Raw genomic sequence first — 18,989 nt, forward strand, 5'->3', positions numbered from 1 at the left:
AGGGATGATGATTTGCCATCTTCAGGAACGAGTTTAAAGGCACGATAATAATTACGGGATTCAATCATGCCAAAAGGATGTAAATCTCTGCCGCTATATGACCCTGGATAAAACAAAATAAGCGGCGTATTGCCCATAACACCTTGCAAAGCACTGAGTAATTCATGTCCACGCACTAACGGCCAGGCATTACCTAAACCAGATAATAAAAGAAAATCCAAGTTTGATTGATTATTGGCTTTAAAGGCTTGCTCAGCAATAAACCTGGCGATTTTATCCTGGCTTAGTGGACCTGCTAAGGTTTTACGCAAAGCATCAGCTCCAACTTGTTTCTCACGAGCAAAAGTACGCTCTAATAAGCCGCGTGCATTGAGCATATCGGTTAAGGCTTGAAAGACATTGATATGGGCAAAATGATGGTTATGTTTACTGAGCTTTTCGGTAAGATGGCTCAAATAGTCTCTGACAATCAGTTCTGATTTTGGCGAATAATCAAAAATCCAGAAGCCAACTTCATTACCTAAGCCGTCATTTTTAAGAAATTTAGGGCATTCTATCCGCTCAAGCACTAAATCCAATCGCGCTTGCAGGGCTTTATCTACTGGTTGATGCATTATTGGGTACACTCCATGACCGCGATAAGCTCTTGTTTATTAATTTTACTTAAAGTTGCTATGACTTCAGGCAATAGGTAAACGACCTGTAGCTGTCGTTGGCGTGGTGAATTGAGATATCCAGCATCGACTAAGGCTTTAATGACATGGCTTCCCATTCTCTTTTGGGTCGATGCAGAGTAATTTGCTAATGCTGGAAAAACTCGCATGCGATCTTCAAAAAAATCACTCCATGCGTGGGTTGATATGGTTGGTTTATAAGTACGTTTCGCTTCAGCAAGGCATTCTCGCATAAAATCAGAAATGATGGGGGATTGCACGATAAATCCGGCTAATAATAATTGCACATAAGCACGATCCGACACATGAATTAAGGCCTGAGTATAATCATTACCCATTGCATTTAAGCGCTTACGAATTACCTTAGCAAAGCGTGATGCTGTTTGAGTGGATTTCTTTTGCAGAACATTATCTTCAACAATGCGTTGTTGCCATTGCTCATCAGAGAGATTTTCTAATTGAATAGAAGCAATAATGCGGGTCTCGGCAATTAACAGGCTACCGCCACTTAGGTCACCTACATAATTTTTTATATGTATATCCTGCATTTTCGACCTTTGCAACCCATAAACTTTTATTAACTTTGTAGTATAGCAACATCTAAAACCACATTAAACTTCTTTCAGGGCTTCGCATACCACCAACTCAATCAAACACATTTTAGTGTTTTTTGAGCTTTTCGCGGTTGAAACTGACATAAGTAATTTTAGTGTCTCTTCATTAATATCGTCATCGAAAAAATCCGGCAGTTTCTTTTTGACAGATACGCGCATATTGATTTTTTATAATCATGAGCATTTGCTCTGACGTTGGAAGATCAATATCAAATTTTTTAAAACGATCCACAATCGGTGTATCAATTGCACTAACCTTAATCTTCTCAGCAAGTATTATGCATCTTGTTTATTTGATGAACAGCAGGTAAATAAAATCTTTACTCTAAAAATAAATCCTAGAAGTTAACCTAAAGTTAGCTCATTAAAATTGAAATGTTTTTTGAATTTCAGAAAATAGCTTTTTACCATCTAAAACGGTCGTTTAGATGGTAGGCACGAGTGAATTCGAATCACCGACCCCTACCATGTCAAGGTAGTGCTCTAACCAACTGAGCTACGCGCCTATATTGTATCTATATTGTGAGTATTATATTTATGATAAATATAATCATAAGTTATGGTAGGCGCGAATAGATTTGAACTACTGACCTCCACCATGTAATAGTAGCGCTCTAACCAGACTGAGCTACACGCCTAAAACTTATTCTGTTTATTATAATTAAAAAAAAGCTTATTGCAACAACTAAACCAACATTTCTAACTGTAATTGTTTTATATCATCTCTAACCCTTGCGGCGGCTTCAAATTCTAGGTTTTTTGCGTACTGGTACATTTGATTTTCTAACTGCGTTAACTTTTTCTCTTTTTCCTTTTGAGATAATGCTGTGTAATTGTTTTTTTGCTCTGCTACTTTATTTTTAGAGGCTTGATTAAGCCCCGCCCCTGGAATGGTTGCTTCTAATATATCTGTAACTGATTTAAAAATAGTCGTAGGCGTAATCCCTTGCTGAATATTAAACAAAACTTGCTTTTCTCGCCTTCTTTGTGTTTCTTCTATAGCTTGAGCCATAGATTTTGTTATCTTATCGCCATATAAGATCGCTTTTCCATTTGAGTTTCTCGCAGCACGACCTATGGTTTGTACTAAAGAAACAACAGATCGCAAAAAACCTTCTTTATCGGCATCTAAAATCGCGACTAAGGAAACTTCAGGAATATCCAAGCCTTCACGCAGTAAGTTAATACCGACTAGCACATCAAACTCACCTAAACGTAAATCTCTAATAATTTCTACGCGCTCAACAGTATCAATATCTGAATGTAAATAACGCACGCGTACACCATGCTCCATTAAATATTCAGTCAAATCTTCAGACATTCTTTTTGTCAGAGTTGTTACCAGTACGCGCTCTTTTTTATCTACCCGAATATTGATTTCAGATAATAGATCATCTACTTGGCTTGTTGCTGGCCGTACTTCAATTTCTGGGTCCAATAACCCCGTTGGCCGAACAACTTGCTCAATAAAGCGACCTGAATTTTCTTTTTCATAGCGACTCGGAGTAGCTGAAACATAAATTCTCTGCCCTACTCTACTTTCAAATTCATCGAAACGCATTGGACGATTATCTAAAGCAGAAGGCAACCTAAAACCGTACTCCACCAAAGTTTCTTTACGCGAGCGATCACCTTTATACATCGCGCCAATTTGTGGGATCGTAACATGACTTTCATCAATAATAATCAGAGCATTATCCGGCAAATAATCAAACATAGTAGGCGGGGATTCACCATCGTCACGGCCCGATAAGTACCGTGAATAATTTTCAATACCAGAGCAGTAACCGACCTCGTAAATCATTTCAATATCAAACAAAGTGCGCTGCTCTAAGCGCTGAGCTTCTACTAATTTATTCATTGAGCGTAATTGCTCCAAGCGGTCTTTTAACTCAACTTTAATTTTTTCTACCGCTTCGAGTAGTTTTTCGCGTGGCGCTACATAGTGACTTTTAGGGTAAACTGTATAGCGAGCGACTCGGTGTAAAATCTCCCCCGTTAATGGGTCAAATAGTGATAGGCGCTCAATTTCATCATCAAATAATTCTATGCGTAAAGCGGCTTCTTCAGATTCTGCTGGAAATATATCAATAACCTCACCTCGCACGCGATAAGTTGCTCGGCGTAGTTCTATATCATTGCGTGTATATTGCATACTTGCTAGACGGCGCAATAAATCACGCTGATTAATCATATCGCCACGCACTAGGTGTAAAACCATTTTAAAATAAGATTCAGGCTCGCCTAAGCCATAAATAGCGGAAACAGTAGCCACTACGATGGTATCTTTGCGCTCAAGTAATGCTTTCGTTGCGGATAAACGCATTTGCTCTATATGCTCATTGCGCGAGGCATCTTTGTCAATAAAGGTGTCTGATGCAGGTACATAAGCTTCTGGCTGATAATAGTCATAATAAGACACAAAATACTCAACGCTATTTTCAGGAAAAAACTCTTTCATTTCCCCATAAAGTTGCGCTGCTAAGGTTTTATTCGGCGCCATAATCATAGCTGGTCGCTGCACCTCATTGATTACATTAGCAATAGTAAAGGTTTTACCTGAGCCAGTCACACCGAGTAAAGTTTGATGCACTTCACCATCACTTAAGCCTTCTATCAGCTGCTTAATGGCCGTTGGCTGATCTCCCGCTGGTTTAAATTGACTATGAATATTAAATAGCTTGTCCACACGCACCTTTTCTGACATTATCTTGAGTAATTAGACATTCTAACAAACTATTATTCCTAGGGTATAATTCACCCAACTATCACTTATTGACTTGAGGAAGCTTAATGGGCATCAACCTTTCTGACCGTCTTAGCGCAGTCAAACCGTCTCCAACGCTTGCCATTACAGCGAGAGCTGCTGAAATGCGTGCAGCAGGTAGAGACATTATCGGTTTAGGAGCCGGAGAACCGGACTTTGACACCCCTATTCACATTAAAGAAGCCGCTATCAAAGCAATTAATAATGGCTTTACAAAATATACTGCTGTTGATGGCACACCTAGCTTAAAACAAGCCATTATTGATAAATTCAAAAAAGATAATGGCTTTGAATACAACTTAAAACAGATTTTAGTTTCTTCGGGCGGCAAGCAAAGCTTTTATAATTTAGCGCAAGCATTGCTAAATAGAGGTGATGAAGTCATTATTTCTGCACCTTACTGGGTTTCTTATCCAGATATGGTGTTATTAGCTGATGCTACACCGATTATTATTGAAACAACACAAGCGCAATTGTTCAAAATATCGCCTGAACAATTACGGGCAGCGATTACAGATAAAACGCGTTTATTTGTAATTAATAGTCCCTCCAACCCGACAGGTGTGGCTTATACTTTAGAAGAGTTAAAAGCGCTTGCCACTGTTTTATTGGAATATCCTGATATTATTATTGCTACTGATGATATGTATGAGCATATTCTGTGGCAAAAAGGAAGCTTTGTTAATATACTCAATGCATGCCCTGAGCTTTATGATCGCTGCATGGTCTTAAATGGCGTATCTAAAGCTTACTCTATGACAGGCTGGCGTATTGGTTATGCCGCAGGGCCTGCAGAGATCATTACAGGCATGCGTAAAGTGCAGTCACAAAGCACATCAAACCCAGCCTCTATCTCTCAAGTAGCGGCTGAAGAAGCTTTACATGGCGACCAAAGTTGCATTGATACGATGCTGGTAGAATTCAAAAAACGTCATGATTATGTCGTTGAAGAATTAAATAAACTACCGGGTGTTGATTGCTTAAAATCCGACGGGACTTTTTATGTATTCCCTAATGTCGAAAAACTAATAGCGCAACTTGATGGCGTTAATAACGACCTCGATTTAGCCGAATACTTTATTGAAAAAGCGGATGTTGCTTTAGTACCTGGCTCGGCATTTGGCTGTCCTGGCCATATCAGAATATCTATTGCGACTAGTATGGAGAACTTACAAACTGCACTAGAGAGAATTAAACGCGTGATGACTTAAATTCTCTCGTAAACATATTTAAAATGTCTAGTGAAGTGATGATTTTTACTCCACAGTAGGCGACAAAATTGTCGCCTACACTTGTGCGTTGTGAAGTGGGCACAGAGTGTACTGGGGATCATCCAATTCTCTCCGTATATAAAAGAATTTTTGGCGACAGGAGCACCAAGTATTTCATGAGATAGATTTGTTGCATATTACAACAAGGCCTAAGCCCTTGCCAACAATATAAACATGTAAAAGAGGTAAGAGTGTTGGGCGCCATTGGTGTTATAGAATTACATCAAGTAATAAATCTGCAAAATTTACAACCTCAATTTGTGGCTGCAGGGGTCTGGGTACGTCCCTTTAACAAATTAATCTACCTGATGCCACCGTTTATTATTACCGACAAAGAGCTTGATCAGTTGATAATGGCTGTCGTAAAAATTGTTAGTGAAATGTAGTAAGATATTGCATGATTCTAAACTTAACACGGACATTAACTTGTACCTAAACGAAAAAGCTATTTTCTCAAAAAACTCTCGTCAATCTTTTCTAAAAATCTCTTTGGCTAGCGTCAAAATAGTGTAATGGTTAAGTAAACCCGCACATTTTAATAGGTGTTTTTTCAAATCACCCCTTTTCCACAGTCATTTTTCAATACTTCCCGTATTGAAGTAAAGTACCTCTGAAGTGACTTACTTCGATACAAAATAAACAGCACATCTAAACTGACTTAAAAAGTAGACCACAAGAAGCTGTACGTAGTGTACTGAATTAATATCAACTTTTTCATTATGAAACTAAAGAATATACCGACATCGAGGCCACAGGATAAGGATATAGAGAAACGCTTTACCTTGTTACTGATGGCCTTTCTTGTGTTATTTCTGGTACAGCCTATTTTTTCAGGTAACCAGATACTACTTACTTTTATGGGTGACATCGTATTTTCCATCGTGATAGGAACAACTACCTATGCCCTGTCCACACGCCGTCAGTACATGATATTCGCACTATTACTTGGTCTTCCTGCAATTATACTACGCTGGTTATATTGGGTTTACCTGGAACAATATCTATGGGTGGCAAGCTATTTATTAGGTATTAGTGTATTGTTGTTCTGCAATTTCGAGCTGTTCTCCTTTATCATGCAAGTGAAAAAGGTTAGCCAACACACCATTAATGCTGCAATCTGTATTTATTTATCATTGGGTGTCGCTTGGGGAATGGCCTATATCTTAGTGGAAACTCTGTCACCTGGTAGCTTTACCCTTGCAAAATTAGTCAATGAGCCTCCAGCCTTAATAATGGACATGCTATATTACAGTATAGTCACCCTGACTACACTGGGTTATGGCGACATCACCCCTGTCACTCCATGGGCAAAAAACCTGTCTGCCCTTGAGGCGGTTATAGGGCAGGTTTATCTTACTGTTCTAGTGGCTCGCTTAGTGAGTCTTAATACTGCGCAAGTGAACCAAGATAAAGAGTAGGTACACAAAGAAAAGCTTTAGTCATCCTCAGCCCTAACCCAGCTTTTTAAAGTAGTGATTAATAATACACACGCCACATAACAAATTGAAAAACAAGAATTATAAATCGAAAACTTGGCTAAGCCTGTAGCGTGAGCAGGTATTTTTCCCGCTCACTTACCCATAAAATATTACAGATTAAGATACCGATTCAGATCAAATAAGCCCGCACGCACACCCCGATATTTTTTATGCTGCGCGTTAAACCAGTCAACAGATTGCCAGATTTCAGGGTTAGTCCGGCGTATGCCAAATTTTTTGTAAAATGCATCTTTATCCTTATCACTACGTGCCTGTTTGATGGCTGCAATAAACTCTGGCAATTGTGCTTCTTGAACTTCAAAGAAAAAATTTGGGTAACTGCCCAAAAAACCGGGAATAACGGTTAACGTATCAAGCTCCTGCTCTCTGCGAAGATCTTCCCCTGTCATAAAAGCGACATTTTTTAAATATTTATTTAATACCAAGGTATAAACTGGGTCATTTTGTGCCTGTTGAGTTCTTACCCGTAGCAGTGATATTTCTGGCAGAAGCTCCAAATCATAGCCTTTGAATTTTGCCAGCTCGCGCATACTATTATCAATTTTATGTTGCAATGGAGATGCACCTTTTCTACTGCAGGCCTCCTCTTCACAGTGATTTAAAAAATCTTTTTTGCCTGCGGCTTTACCTAATCTCTGTCTAAGCTGCTGATAAAACTCTTTTTTATACTGTGTTGTTTGATAGTCCACGCCTGTTTCATAAGCGGCACTGTAGTAGGGAGTATTTATATAATCGGCAACCTTTCCTGTTATTCCTTTATTCCAGCTGGCATGAATTTTTTTACGTTGATCAGTGGGCATCAATCTGAGAAAGTTACTCTCTCCTTCCATGCGTAAAAAATCCATATATTGTCGCGGAGCCAAATGGTGATGAACTGATCCATAAACATTGTATCCAGCAACAAGTAAGTAATGAATTCTTTCCAGAATAGGATAATCAACAATCCAACCCGTTAAGGGAACATCTCCAACCAGTCCTTGTACAACCGTTGCACTATTAAAATGCCTGAACACTGTCAGCACAGCATTCTGGTTAACTCCACTTCCATCCCAGATATCTTCCATTTGAAAAGGGCCAACCTTTCTTATAAGCTGGTTGTCAAACTGATCTTTATTTTTGAGATATTGCTTAGCATAATTATTGTATTTTAGAACATCAAACAGGCTCATATTTTTGCCAGCAGACCCTGGTAAACTTAAAGGCACTTGTTGTTTTTCCAGAAAATCATATAATTCTTTTTGCTTATTTTTTGCACTGGGTTTAAAAAAAGCAATCCAAAACCTATCCCGTATGACACTCAATGCTATTTGCCCTGTACATACTGGCCCTTTAATAAAACCTGAGATAAAATATTGAGCATCATCTAGCAAAAATTGATAACGTAAAGGATAGGGTATTTGGGCGAACGCCAAAAAAGGATTTGCGGCGACGTCGGATTGATAGGATGGTAGTTGAGTGACGCTATAGTCACTTTGAAAAAATAATTCTTCATAGCGTTGCATTTTGTCATCACTTAATTCATAAACAAAATGTGTTTTTTCGACGATGGTTGCTTCTATCGGGCGTAATCGATAATAAAATTGACTGACACCTGGTGCATCATAGGGCAATAATGTTGCGATTTCATTGACTGGCTGGCCTGGTGGAGTGGTCGAGCGAACCAGATGATAAAACTCATTATCAGGGTGTCCCTTAAAGTGAATATGTCCGATAAATAAATGCTCATAAATATAGCGTGAAACAAGTTGCTGTTTTAATGTAACACGGTTAAAAAAATGTTCCCATTGTGCTATAGATGCTATTGCTGACTCTGATAAAGGAACTTGAGCATCAAATTTTGCCCCTTCCTGCAACCAGGTCATGATGATATTTTCCTGTTTTAAAGATAAGCCAGGCAACGCGTAAGGCATGCCCCAATCTGGATGCTTTTGCTGATAACTGTTAAATTCATTAATCGTTGGGCATTCCAGCTTTCTGTCTAGGTCTAACTCAAATGAGTCTGCCAATTGACCTGATTCAGAAAGTGGGTTAATCCGTTTAAGCTGAATTAATTTAGCAAACAAAGAATTATTCAAGCCCGCTTGAGGAGAATCTATACGTTCATTCAAAACTGGGTAAAACGCCTTACCCCGCCACCCTTCAGTATCGACAGCATCAATAAATAGTCGAGTTGGCGTAGTTGCTTGTAATCTGCCACGATCATAAACCAGTTGTTTTGTAGCCCCTCTATCCACGCCGGAGATTGAGCCTAATTTTAATTGGCACGGTGCATCATAACAGGCATGGCAGGCAACACAGCGTGACTCCAGGATTGGTTTAATATCCTTGTGATAGGAAACTGCATCTGGTGCGAGCTCATCACTGAGTACAAGCCGTTGTTTAGGCTTCGACGGCCCATATAAAGCCTCAAAATCCAGGGATTGAGGCATAACTGACTGGAACGCTGTTGTACAGCCACTAATAATCATAAAAAGCATTAATAGCGTGTAAAACTTTGCACTTATATATTGACTCATGATGTTAGATGCTATTGTGATGTTCCAATTAATTAATACTTTTAAGTTTTGAGATACTCACTGTCTTACCACCATTCAGTTTTATTTTCTTCGAATTTTGGTGCATCTTCTTCCCAGTTTCCACCCAGTGACTTATACAGTAAAACAACGGCACTGGCTGTCTGCAGGCGAGAAATCACCTCAAGGTCAGACACCTGATTTTTCTGCTGCTGCGCTGTGAGCACGGCAAGATGATTAATCAATCCTGCTTCATAAAGGGAACTGACCTTATTAAGTGATATTTCAGCTTGTTCATCTGATTCTTTAACAAGTTTGGCATAACGCTGGATATTACCATAGTTGACCAGCATCGCTTCAGTTTCACCGATCGCTTTATGTACCGCCTGAGCATAAAGCAGTGCCGCAGCACGAAAATTACTTTCTGAAATATTCTGTAGTGCTTTACGTAAACCACCATCAAAAATATTCCATCGAACTCCCACTCCCACACCATAGAAAGTAGATGCCTCTTCAAAAAGATCAGTAATATCTTTAGCATTAACACCAACACCTGCTTTTAGGAAAAATCGGGGGTATCTCGCTGCAATGGCAGCACCGACTTCTGCATTAGTGAGTGCCATTTCCCGCTCAGCAATCGCGATATCGGGTCGCCGTTTAAGAAGGTCAGAGGGCAAGCCTACTGGAATAACAGCTTCCAACATAGGTAACTCCTTGTGCTCGGCAAGTAACTCAAGTATTTCCTGTGACGGTCGATGTAATAAAGTCGCTAATCTGAAAGCATGTACTTTCTCGGCTGTTTCCAGTAGCGGTTGGGTTGACTCAGTCAGCGAAAGTAAAGCTTGTGCGCGTGAGAGCTCAAGTCCGGAGATAAGTCCAGCATTGTAGTTGCTTTGGATAAAGGCCATCACCTGATTTTGCTGATCAATATTTTTTTTGACTATATCCAGCCGGTTCTGCGCCCCACGTAATTGAAGGTAGTTATTAATCACATCAGAGGTCATGATAATGACCAGTCCTCTACGGAAAATCTCTGCCTGCTCAGCGCGTATACCCGCCGCTTCAGCCTTTTTCTTGATACGACCAAAAAGATCAAGCTCCCAGCTAGCTGAGATACCTGTAAAAACCGAGGAATTTTCTCGATTAATAAGCCCAGTTGAGCCATTGATGGGATTTTGAAAATTTAATAGAGGACCCAAAAGAGGACTATTTCTACTAAATTGAGTCGCCTGAAAACCTGCACCGACATTTAGGCTGGGTATCCGAAACGAAGCAATTGCCGTCTGAAAATCACGTGCTGCCTGAATTCGTTCCACTGCCACCTGAATGGGAATATTCTGTTTCTGGGCATCACTAACCAGTTTATTCAGTATGGGGTCATTAAAATGGTGCCACCAATCCAGCCTTAACGCATTGTCTATACTCGTGCCTTTAGCTGTTTCCTGGCTAAGATATACCTCCTGTACTCGGGTATCAGGTTTCTTGTATTCTGGCGCACAGGCACTAATAGCAAAAATAAGTAAGATAAAAAATAATTTGGATATTTTCATCAGCTGGCTCCTGCTTGCTCTGCCTGAATCTTACTGGCATTAAAAATGATATATAAAGCGGGCATGATAAACAGCGATAAAAAAGTAGCAACCGCTAGACCACCAATAATACAGGCAGCCATCTGCCCAAATAGCTGATCTGACAATAGTGGAATCATACCGAGCAGCGTGGTGAGTGCCCCCATACTAATCGACATGGTACGATCCAGAGTAGCCGTCTCCACTGCTTCTTTGATGGACAGCCCTTTTTCGCGAAAAATCCCGATCTGATCTAGTAGCACAATACCATTTTTAGTAATCATACCAGAGAGGCTTATAGCGCCAACAAGAGCCATAAAACCGAAGGGTTGCCCCGTTATCATCATCATGGCAATAATACCTATAGATGCCAGTGGCAAGGTAATAAGAATAATGGCAGGTTGCAAAAAACCGTTGAACAAAGCGACCATAATAACCAGACTAATTAATGCCGTTTTAGGCAGTTGCGAAAAGACATCAACCACCGCACGACGCGCCTCATAGTATTCCCCACCCCATTCCATAGTATAGCCTGTAGGGAGAGCAATCTTTTCAATATCTGGCGCAATCTCGCCTTGTACTTTTGTGGCAATAACGCCTTGCTGAACATCAGCCTGAGCCGATATTGTCGGCATACGATTACGACGCCAGATCATGGTTTCTTCACCTTCCAGTTTAAATTCACTCACTAATTGTCCCAGTGGAGCGCCATGGCCACCCAATAAGGAGCGCACTGGAATGGAATCCAGATTGCCCATATTGGAGTGTGGGCTGCGAATTTTAATCGGGATCAGGCGATCGTTCTGGCGAAAAAAAGAAACGGGAAAACCATCTGTGGAACGCTGTATAGCCGCTGCAATATCGATGCGGTTAAGGTCAGAACGCCTACCCTCTTCCTGATTTAGTAGTGGAACAAGTACTGTAGATTGTTGCCGCCAATCATCACGAATATACTTTGTTTGCGGGTGTGCTGCCAGAATATCCTTAGCCTGATTACTCAACTGATGCAGTACTTCTGGGTCAGGCCCTGAGAAGCGCGCTTCAAGGCTATACTTATCTTTGGTAGCAAGTTTAAGATTACGAAAGCGAGGCTCGGCATTAGGGAAATTATCACGTAGCCAAATATCACCCGACTGTACCAGCTCATCTATTTGTGTATGGTCGTTCACATTGATGAGAAATTGCCCGTAACTGGGGTCTAGTGGCTCAGGTTCCACGGTCACTGAAAAACGAGGGGCAGATTCACCAACAAAAGTGGTAACATCTTTTACTTGTGGTTGCTTAAGCAGCCATTGTTCAATTTTTTGCATATCTGCCGAAGTCTGCTCAATCTTACTGCCATTGGGTAGCCAATAATCTAGAAAAATAAGAGGACGGTCAGAATAAGGCATGAAATTAACTGGGAGATTCATGGCAGCAACCAGAGTCACTAGCAGCAGAGGAATAACTAACATAACCGCTTTTTTAGGCGAGTTGATGGTCCAGTGCACGGCTTTACCGTAGCGGCGCATAAATTTATTTTCTTCTACCTGTCCTTTCTCTTGCTCTACATCGACCTTAAGCCATTTCCAGCACATCAGAGGTGTAATCGTCATCGCAATAATCCAGGAAAGTAGTAAAGAGCTACACAGTACCTGAAAAACGGAAATTGAAAATTCACCTGAGTCGGTGGTAGAAAAAAATACCGGGCTTGCACCTGTAAAGGCAATCACCGTCGCTGCCAGTAATGGAATACCAGTTTCTTTTACTGAACTGCTTGCCGCTTCGAGGCGATCTATACCCTTTTTTAACTTGGTTGAGATCATATCGGTAATGACAATGGAGTTATCCACCAGCATACCCAAAGCCAGTATAAATGTGCCTACCGATACCCGCTGCAAGGCAATATCACTAAGCAGCATATAAATCAAGGTACATAGAATAGCCAATATTAGCGTACTACCCACGATGGTAGCACTGCGCCAGCCCATAAAAATAAACAGGATGGCGACAACAATGACAATAGATTCCAAAAGATTAATAATAAAGCTGCTGATTGATTTTTGCACTTCATCGGGCTGAAAAGCAGCAATACCGATTTCTACCCCTAACGGCAATTCCTGCTGATAATCATCAATCACCTTTTTCAATGTACCACCCAAAGAGACAACATTAATGCCGGTACGCGGACTCACTGCCAGCGTAACAGCAGGATGTCCGTTGTAGCGGCTTTCAGTCAATTGCGGTGTTTGATAATCCAGCGTGATATCAGCGACATCGCCTAATCTAATAATGCCTTTTCCTATCTCACCAATTCCACCGCGTACAGTCATGTCACGTATATCATCCAGAGTCTGGAAAGTGCCGCTCATATCAACACGAATACGTTCGCTACCAGCGATAAAGCTTCCTCCCGGTTCCATCATATTCTGGCCGGCTAACTGAGTCAGCACCTGTGCGGTAGAGAGTTTCCAACGTGCCAGATCTTCAACGCGTAAATCAATATTGACAACCCGCTTTCTTTCACCGTGCATCTCTATTTTTGCAATGCCTGCAACGGACTTAATACGTCGTTGTAACTCTTTTGCATAATCTCGTAAATGAGCATACTCAATGCCATCACCATACACAGAAAAAACCATGCCATACACGGTAGAAAACTCATCTAGGACTATGCTAATTTGAGCACTAGGCGGTAATTCCAGTTTGACATCACTGACTTTACGTCGTAATAGATCCCATTGTTCTGGCAGTCGATCTGTTTTGTACTCATCATAAAGATCCAGAAAAATCATGGCACTGCCTGGCCGGGATAGAGTGCGCAGTTTCCACAGCGACTCCATTTCCTGTAGTTTGATTTCCAGTTTATCGGTTACCTGCCGCTCTACCTCACTGGCCGAAGCACCAGGATAGAGAACCACAACCACAGCACTTTTAACCGTAAAAGTAGGGTCTTCTAGTTTTCCCAGATCAAAATAGGAAATAATGCCAGCGATCACACACAGTACCGTAAAAAAAACAACAAACACACGTTGGCGAATTGCAAATTCAGCAAGATTCATTATCCTCTCCTATTCAGCAGAGATCAGCTTACCAACTTGCTGACCCTCTTCTAAGAAATGAACACCTGCACTCACGATGGTTTCATCACCTTGCAAATTACCTTGAATACAAACCTGGTCCTGCAAGGTATGCATAATTTTAACAGTATGTTGCCGTGCTATATGGTTCGTTACGACAAAGATGCTCGCCTGCTTGCCTTTGAGTAGAATGGATTCATAGGGAACACAGAAAATATGCTTCATTTGTGCTTGTAATAAAGGTATATCAACAAAAACAGATTTACCTGGAACCAGATCCGTAGTTGCCTCACTAAAGCGCATAGTAACATCATAAGTTCGGGATATTTTACCCGCTACCGAGGATATTTCTGTCACTTTGGCAGGTATTTTACGTTCACTCCCTTGCCAGTGTACTGTTCCTTGTTTACCTATAGAAAAACGATGTAATAATCTTTCCGGTACATCAACAACCACTTCAAGTTCCCCTTGTTGCTGTAAAGTGATAACAGGAACACCTGGAAGAACCTGTTCATATGCTTTGGGTTTTACATTTCCGACAACGCCTGCAAATGGAGCAAGTAATCGAGTGTAGCTCAGCGCATTTTTTGCTCGTTGCAGACCTTGTTTTATTACTTTTATATTTGCAGAAGCCGCGGCTAGCTCAGCTTCTGACTGTTCTAATTTAATTGCTGCAATGGCATTATCAAGTGCAGCAGTATTGACTCTTTTATTATGTACCAGAGCAAATTGATAGGCTGCTTCAGCCTTGAGCAGGTTTGCCTCAAAGGTACCCACTGAGATCTGGAAGTCATGAGGATCTAACCTGGCAAGTAATTCGCCCTTTTTGACAGATTCTCCTTCTTTAACAAGAATCGCTTCAATTTGTCCAGGCACACGAAAGGCTAAATTAGCGCGTTCCGCCGCTTGTAAAACTCCCGTAAACTGTGCACTTAAATCATCAGTACCTGAAGATAAGGTTCTGACTTCTACCGGACGTGGTGGTTTTTCCGCCTGTTTATCTGGCTTATTTGTGCAGCCAGTTAATGACATATAACATAAGAAAAATGCAGTCAGTGAGCTAAGTGCTTTCATTCGTTGTTCCATTTAATTGTATATGGGGAATATTCTACTATAGAGCCCATACACTATAATATCCAAAAACTGCCAGTTTTCTGTTTTGAATTTTTTCAAGCTCTGTACGCGGTTACAATGTTCTTCTAATATTAAAATACCAAGGTTCATTCGCTAGGAACTACAAATACACTATGCTCATGTTATATATTCATAGCATTGCATAAGGCGTATTTATAAATTATTTAACATGTAATTTAGTTTTATTATATTTATTTTTCAGGGGAAAATCGTATGACAGGGCTTGATCTATTTGCGCTATTTGTACTATTGATACTATTCGCTACCACAATAGCGGCATGGGTAATATTAGGGATGTTACCTGGGCGAATAGCCCGCAGCCGAAATCACCCACAATCAGATGCTATAAAAATTTGTGGCTGGATCGGTGCACTTACAATGGGTATATTCAGCCCAATCGCCTATATCTGGGCCTATACTAAACCTCAAGCCAAAACGACTGAGATCATTCATCAGGAGTCTGAAGTATGATAGCTTTTCTCACTATCCTTTATGTTGCCATATTATTTATCCTGATTAAATTAAAAGTCATCCAGCTCACACTATGGTGGAAACTCTCCCCTCTAGTATGGATAGTACTACTATTTCTACTGTTATTTATGCCTATGCAATGGGGAGCACCAGGTGGTACAACCAATAATTATCAATACTTGGTCGAAATTACCCCTAATATCACGGGTCAGGTAACGGAAGTTCCCGTAAAACCCTTACAGCCTCTTAAAAAAGGTGATGTATTATTTAAAATTGAGCCACGCCCATTTCAAGCGGCCGTCGATAAACTGGAAGCAAATTTAAAACTTTCTACAGCGAATCTTCAGCGTGCACGGCAACTGTATGCAAGAAAAGTCGGGTCGAAGCTCGATGTTGATAAATTTACCGCCGAAGTTGGCAAGCTCGCTGCTGAGTTGGATGCAGCAAGATATGACCTAGAATCAACAGTTGTCCGAGCACCTGGTGATGGCTATGTTACTGGACTTTCACTCTATCCTGGCCATCGGGTAGGAAAATTTATAGTGCGCAGTTATATCTCATTTGTGATCTCGAATAAACAAAAAGTAGCCATTGGAATCAATCAAAATGCAATTCGCCATATCCGTATTGGTCAGGCCGCAGAAGTGACATTTAAGCTACAGCCAGGCAAAGTATTTAATGCAAAGGTCGAAGCGATTATCCCAATCACTAAAACAGGCCACCTTTTACCTAACGGTGACATCCCTTTAGCCCCTACAGCACTTGATAAGGCTCTTCCCTATTCAGTCGTACTAAAATTAGAGGATATTATGCCTAATGATACCGAGTTTGAAGCCTTAAGCATCAACCATGGACTACCTGGTGGTGCCTACGGAATTGGTGCTATTTATACTGACTCGGTTACAAGCACACATATTATCCGTAAGGTGATGCTGCGTATGACAGCTTGGATGAACTATATCCTGCCTTAAGGAACGGGAATCATCTTAATATAAAAAGTATAAAAAGAGGAGATGTAATGGTACATATATTACTGAATGGAAAAAAGGCTGGATATGATTCTGTACGCTCTGCTATTACTGCTTTGCGTGAACAAGTTGATAAGGTAGAAGTACGCGTCACCTATGAATATGGGGATATTGAGAGATTTGTTAATGAAGCAGTGCGTGATAATGTGCAGCGCATTGTTATCGGTGGCGGTGACGGCAGTGTTAACGAAGTGGTTAACGCAATGGCCAGATTACCGGCTGAACAACGTCCCGAGTTAGCTATTTTGCCATTAGGAACGGCTAATGACTTCGCAACGGCCTGCCAGATTCCAGCCAATAGTCTGGAAGCGCTACACTTGGCTGTTGCAGGAAAATGCTCAGCCATTGACATGATCAAAACCAATGATAGGTATTGCGTCAATATGGCAACCGCTGGTTTTGGTGCTCAGGTGACAACAGAAACACCTGTTGAACTGAAAAACTTTTTGGGTGGTGGTGCTTATACACTAACTGGGGTTCTTAAAGCCATTAATTTTATCCCTTTTGAAGGCCGGTTAAAAACACCTGATATTGAAGCTGATCAAACGGGTGTTGTCGCTGCCGTTTGTAATGGTCGTCAAGCAGGAGGGGGACAGGTACTGGCACCGAAAGCCTTTATTAATGATGGTTTGCTTGATGTTGTCATCATATCGCAATTTCCACTTGCTGATATTCCTAGAGTACTAGAAGAAATCCGCAACCCATCGGCTGATGGCTTATATATTAAATATTTTCAAACCCCGTGGATTGAGAGTATATCTGATGAAATTATTCCTGTTAATCTTGATGGAGAACCCTATCAAAGCAAGAAAATACGCTTTGAAGTGATGCCTGAGGCCATTAAGCTGGTTTTACCAGAATCATGCCCCTGTCTTAAATAGCAGAACAAAATCTCAAAATAAATTTAAACTATTACTTAAAAAACAGCGCATCAATTTACCCAAATCTTTGATAGGATTCCGCGAACATATTTTCAAGATAATCAGAGGTGAGACTAAAATGCGTAGGTTGCTGCTGAGCTTGCGAAACCCAACAGGATATAATGTCCTAGTGTTGGGCTTCGTGCCTCTGCGCCAACCTACATTAAGTTTATAAGAGATCAAGTTATTTTCCGCGAGATCAGGTTACCTAAGAGTCCAGCTCGGGAATAAGATAACCGAGCTATGCCCCCGACTTCTTGGAACTGCTACCGTTACCCAAAATTACTTAACTTTTTTTATCATATCAGTCACGTTATAACCAGGTTTGTTAGCCGCAACATTTTTACTTGGGCCATAATGACGCATCAAAATATTCCATTTACCTGTCGTGTTACCTTCTACAATTGGAAGGTTATTTTTCATACCCTCACAGCCAAAGTGTAAAGTGTAGCTTCCATCTTTGTTTTTTTCAGGATGAGTTTCACTAGAGATATTTGCCTTATCATTAAACATACGACCGTCACCGTTGTAGACAGTTGCAGACCAGAAATATTTATCTTTAGGGTCAGGAAAAGTGAGTGAATAACAAGCATTATTTGGCTTATAAGGTGTGGTTTGATATATATTATCCTCTACCATAGCACCCCCCCAACCACCGGCAGCGCCAACATATCTAAAATAATCAGTTTGACCCGACTCTACATTTCCAAACGCCTTGGACTGATCATATCCATCAGCAAAGTCAGCATTTCCTGCACTATCGACTTTTTTAAATGATGCCATATCCCATTGTTTTGCGACAAATGGCACGGCACTAGGAGACTCTACAGTGATATTTTTGCGCGCATTGTCATCAAGTGCACGCACAACAATGAAGGCATAGTTCGTTTTCGCGGTCACTTTATGTCTACCTGCGCCATAAACCATCGGCCATGTTTCATGATTCTCATCCACGATTTGCAGCGTAACGTATCTATCGCTTTTATTCGGTATAGTGACATACACATCACCTTTTGATAGATCTACAATACCAACAGAATAAAAAGTATCCCTGTTCATTCTAACGACAAATTGCTTGGCAGGGTCACTCGGTGGAACTGGCATTTCCAGTATTTTATTGACGCCACCTGCTTTTTTTTGTATTGCTGCAAAACGCATATTGGTATAAGCCTGAGCATAGTTATCCTCGGTCACGATTATCGGAGTTGTTGCTACCGAAATTGAGGCAGGTGGAGTTGAGCCAGGCAGGGTACATGCTGTTAATAATACCGCTATTGCGACAGGTAATAACGCCTTCATAGTAAAGTTCCTTGTCTTAAGGTTAAGCACTCATAGCGCTTAGTTAAAATATTTATCATTGTCATATTACCTGAATTCGTATAATAAGTGCATAACCTCTGAAAGTAACGGATAGCAATACACTGGTTGAATTGAGACAAGACATAGGTGTAAAGTAAACAGCTACCAAACA

14 protein-coding genes and 2 tRNA genes are annotated in these 18,989 nt (G+C 40.8%); 6 read left to right on the plus strand and 10 right to left on the minus strand.

The window, feature by feature from the left end:
• The 5 genes from BQ7314_RS12255 to uvrB form a co-directional block, all read right to left on the minus strand.
• On the minus strand, positions 1–614 hold a 614-nt coding region (locus BQ7314_RS12255), incomplete at its 3' end, for a DUF1788 domain-containing protein (RefSeq protein ID WP_174483975.1).
• Positions 614–1,222 (minus strand): DUF1819 family protein, encoded by a 609-nt coding sequence (locus BQ7314_RS12260; protein ID WP_245394989.1) that lies wholly within the window; start codon positions 1,220–1,222, stop codon positions 614–616. The genes BQ7314_RS12255 and BQ7314_RS12260, both read right to left, overlap by 1 nt.
• A gap of 495 nt (positions 1,223–1,717) precedes the next feature.
• Positions 1,718–1,794: transfer RNA gene (locus BQ7314_RS12265), tRNA-Val, on the minus strand.
• A 54-nt stretch (positions 1,795–1,848) separates the two neighbouring features.
• Positions 1,849–1,926 (minus strand) — tRNA-Val (locus tag BQ7314_RS12270).
• Positions 1,927–1,973: 47 nt separating this feature from the next.
• The gene (gene uvrB, locus BQ7314_RS12275) at positions 1,974–3,995 is read right to left on the minus strand and encodes an excinuclease ABC subunit UvrB (RefSeq protein WP_280953889.1); all 2,022 of its coding nucleotides are present in this window, start codon (positions 3,993–3,995) and stop codon (positions 1,974–1,976) included.
• A gap of 86 nt (positions 3,996–4,081) precedes the next feature.
• On the opposite strand from uvrB, the gene BQ7314_RS12280 reads away from it, so the two are divergent.
• The 3 genes from BQ7314_RS12280 (at position 4,082) to BQ7314_RS12290 (ending at position 6,744) form a co-directional block, all read left to right on the plus strand.
• The gene (locus tag BQ7314_RS12280; protein ID WP_174483976.1) at positions 4,082–5,266 is read left to right on the plus strand and encodes a pyridoxal phosphate-dependent aminotransferase; all 1,185 of its coding nucleotides are present in this window, start codon (positions 4,082–4,084) and stop codon (positions 5,264–5,266) included.
• A 194-nt stretch (positions 5,267–5,460) separates the two neighbouring features.
• Positions 5,461–5,712: an aminotransferase class III-fold pyridoxal phosphate-dependent enzyme gene (locus tag BQ7314_RS12285; protein ID WP_280953890.1), complete on the plus strand. Its 252-nt coding sequence runs from the start codon at positions 5,461–5,463 to the stop codon at positions 5,710–5,712.
• 333 nt (positions 5,713–6,045) lie between these two features.
• Positions 6,046–6,744 (plus strand): potassium channel family protein, encoded by a 699-nt coding sequence (locus BQ7314_RS12290; protein WP_174483977.1) that lies wholly within the window; start codon positions 6,046–6,048, stop codon positions 6,742–6,744.
• A 170-nt stretch (positions 6,745–6,914) separates the two neighbouring features.
• Here BQ7314_RS12290 and BQ7314_RS12295 read toward each other — a convergent pair whose 3' ends face one another.
• From BQ7314_RS12295 to BQ7314_RS12310, 4 genes are all read right to left on the minus strand, one after another.
• Complete coding sequence (locus BQ7314_RS12295) at positions 6,915–9,341, minus strand: fatty acid cis/trans isomerase (RefSeq protein WP_174483978.1); 2,427 nt, start codon at positions 9,339–9,341, stop codon at positions 6,915–6,917.
• Positions 9,342–9,406: 65 nt separating this feature from the next.
• A complete protein-coding gene (locus BQ7314_RS12300) occupies positions 9,407–10,888 on the minus strand; it encodes an efflux transporter outer membrane subunit (RefSeq protein ID WP_174483979.1) in 1,482 nt (493 codons plus the stop codon).
• Entirely contained in the window at positions 10,888–13,947 is a 3,060-nt protein-coding gene (locus BQ7314_RS12305; RefSeq protein WP_245394991.1) for an efflux RND transporter permease subunit, read from the minus strand. Before BQ7314_RS12305 ends, BQ7314_RS12300 begins: the two co-directional genes overlap by 1 nt.
• Before the next feature lie 9 nt (positions 13,948–13,956).
• A complete protein-coding gene (locus tag BQ7314_RS12310) occupies positions 13,957–15,039 on the minus strand; it encodes an efflux RND transporter periplasmic adaptor subunit (protein ID WP_174483980.1) in 1,083 nt (360 codons plus the stop codon).
• A 273-nt stretch (positions 15,040–15,312) separates the two neighbouring features.
• Here BQ7314_RS12310 and BQ7314_RS12315 point away from each other — a divergent pair, with 273 nt between their 5' ends.
• Genes BQ7314_RS12315 through yegS form a run of 3 tightly spaced genes read left to right on the plus strand, consistent with a single transcriptional unit; the run spans position 15,313 to position 17,479 of the window.
• Positions 15,313–15,570 carry a DUF3302 domain-containing protein gene (locus tag BQ7314_RS12315; protein ID WP_174483981.1) on the plus strand — a complete coding sequence of 86 codons (258 nt, stop codon included), beginning with the start codon at positions 15,313–15,315 and terminating at the stop codon, positions 15,568–15,570.
• Positions 15,567–16,541 (plus strand): efflux RND transporter periplasmic adaptor subunit, encoded by a 975-nt coding sequence (locus tag BQ7314_RS12320; RefSeq protein ID WP_174483982.1) that lies wholly within the window; start codon positions 15,567–15,569, stop codon positions 16,539–16,541. The genes BQ7314_RS12315 and BQ7314_RS12320 overlap by 4 nt, the downstream gene beginning before the upstream one ends.
• A gap of 47 nt (positions 16,542–16,588) precedes the next feature.
• On the plus strand, positions 16,589–17,479 hold the full coding sequence (yegS, locus tag BQ7314_RS12325) for a lipid kinase YegS (RefSeq protein WP_174483983.1): 891 nt from the start codon (positions 16,589–16,591) through the stop codon (positions 17,477–17,479).
• A 321-nt stretch (positions 17,480–17,800) separates the two neighbouring features.
• Here the strand turns inward: yegS and BQ7314_RS12330 are convergent, their stop codons facing one another.
• Positions 17,801–18,817, minus strand: a complete 1,017-nt coding sequence (locus BQ7314_RS12330; RefSeq protein WP_174483984.1) for a DUF1254 domain-containing protein — start codon at positions 18,815–18,817, stop codon at positions 17,801–17,803.
• Positions 18,818–18,989: the final 172 nt, after the last annotated feature.

It is taken from the genome of methanotrophic endosymbiont of Bathymodiolus puteoserpentis (Logatchev), assembly GCF_900128525.1.
Classification (GTDB): Bacteria; Pseudomonadota; Gammaproteobacteria; order Methylococcales; family Methylomonadaceae; genus Methyloprofundus.

What these genes read in the sequence shown, in the direction of transcription:
- BQ7314_RS12260 (WP_245394989.1), bottom strand. Translation starts at nt 1,222, where the DNA reads ATGCAGGATATACATATAAAAAATTATGTAGGTGACCTAAGTGGCGGT.
- uvrB (WP_280953889.1), bottom strand. Translation starts at nt 3,995, where the DNA reads ATGTCAGAAAAGGTGCGTGTGGACAAGCTATTTAATATTCATAGTCAA.
- BQ7314_RS12280 (WP_174483976.1), top strand. Translation starts at nt 4,082, where the DNA reads ATGGGCATCAACCTTTCTGACCGTCTTAGCGCAGTCAAACCGTCTCCA.
- BQ7314_RS12290 (WP_174483977.1), top strand. Translation starts at nt 6,046, where the DNA reads ATGAAACTAAAGAATATACCGACATCGAGGCCACAGGATAAGGATATA.
- BQ7314_RS12295 (WP_174483978.1), bottom strand. Translation starts at nt 9,341, where the DNA reads ATGAGTCAATATATAAGTGCAAAGTTTTACACGCTATTAATGCTTTTT.
- BQ7314_RS12300 (WP_174483979.1), bottom strand. Translation starts at nt 10,888, where the DNA reads ATGAAAATATCCAAATTATTTTTTATCTTACTTATTTTTGCTATTAGT.
- BQ7314_RS12305 (WP_245394991.1), bottom strand. Translation starts at nt 13,947, where the DNA reads ATGAATCTTGCTGAATTTGCAATTCGCCAACGTGTGTTTGTTGTTTTT.
- BQ7314_RS12310 (WP_174483980.1), bottom strand. Translation starts at nt 15,039, where the DNA reads ATGAAAGCACTTAGCTCACTGACTGCATTTTTCTTATGTTATATGTCA.
- BQ7314_RS12315 (WP_174483981.1), top strand. Translation starts at nt 15,313, where the DNA reads ATGACAGGGCTTGATCTATTTGCGCTATTTGTACTATTGATACTATTC.
- BQ7314_RS12320 (WP_174483982.1), top strand. Translation starts at nt 15,567, where the DNA reads ATGATAGCTTTTCTCACTATCCTTTATGTTGCCATATTATTTATCCTG.
- yegS (WP_174483983.1), top strand. Translation starts at nt 16,589, where the DNA reads ATGGTACATATATTACTGAATGGAAAAAAGGCTGGATATGATTCTGTA.
- BQ7314_RS12330 (WP_174483984.1), bottom strand. Translation starts at nt 18,817, where the DNA reads ATGAAGGCGTTATTACCTGTCGCAATAGCGGTATTATTAACAGCATGT.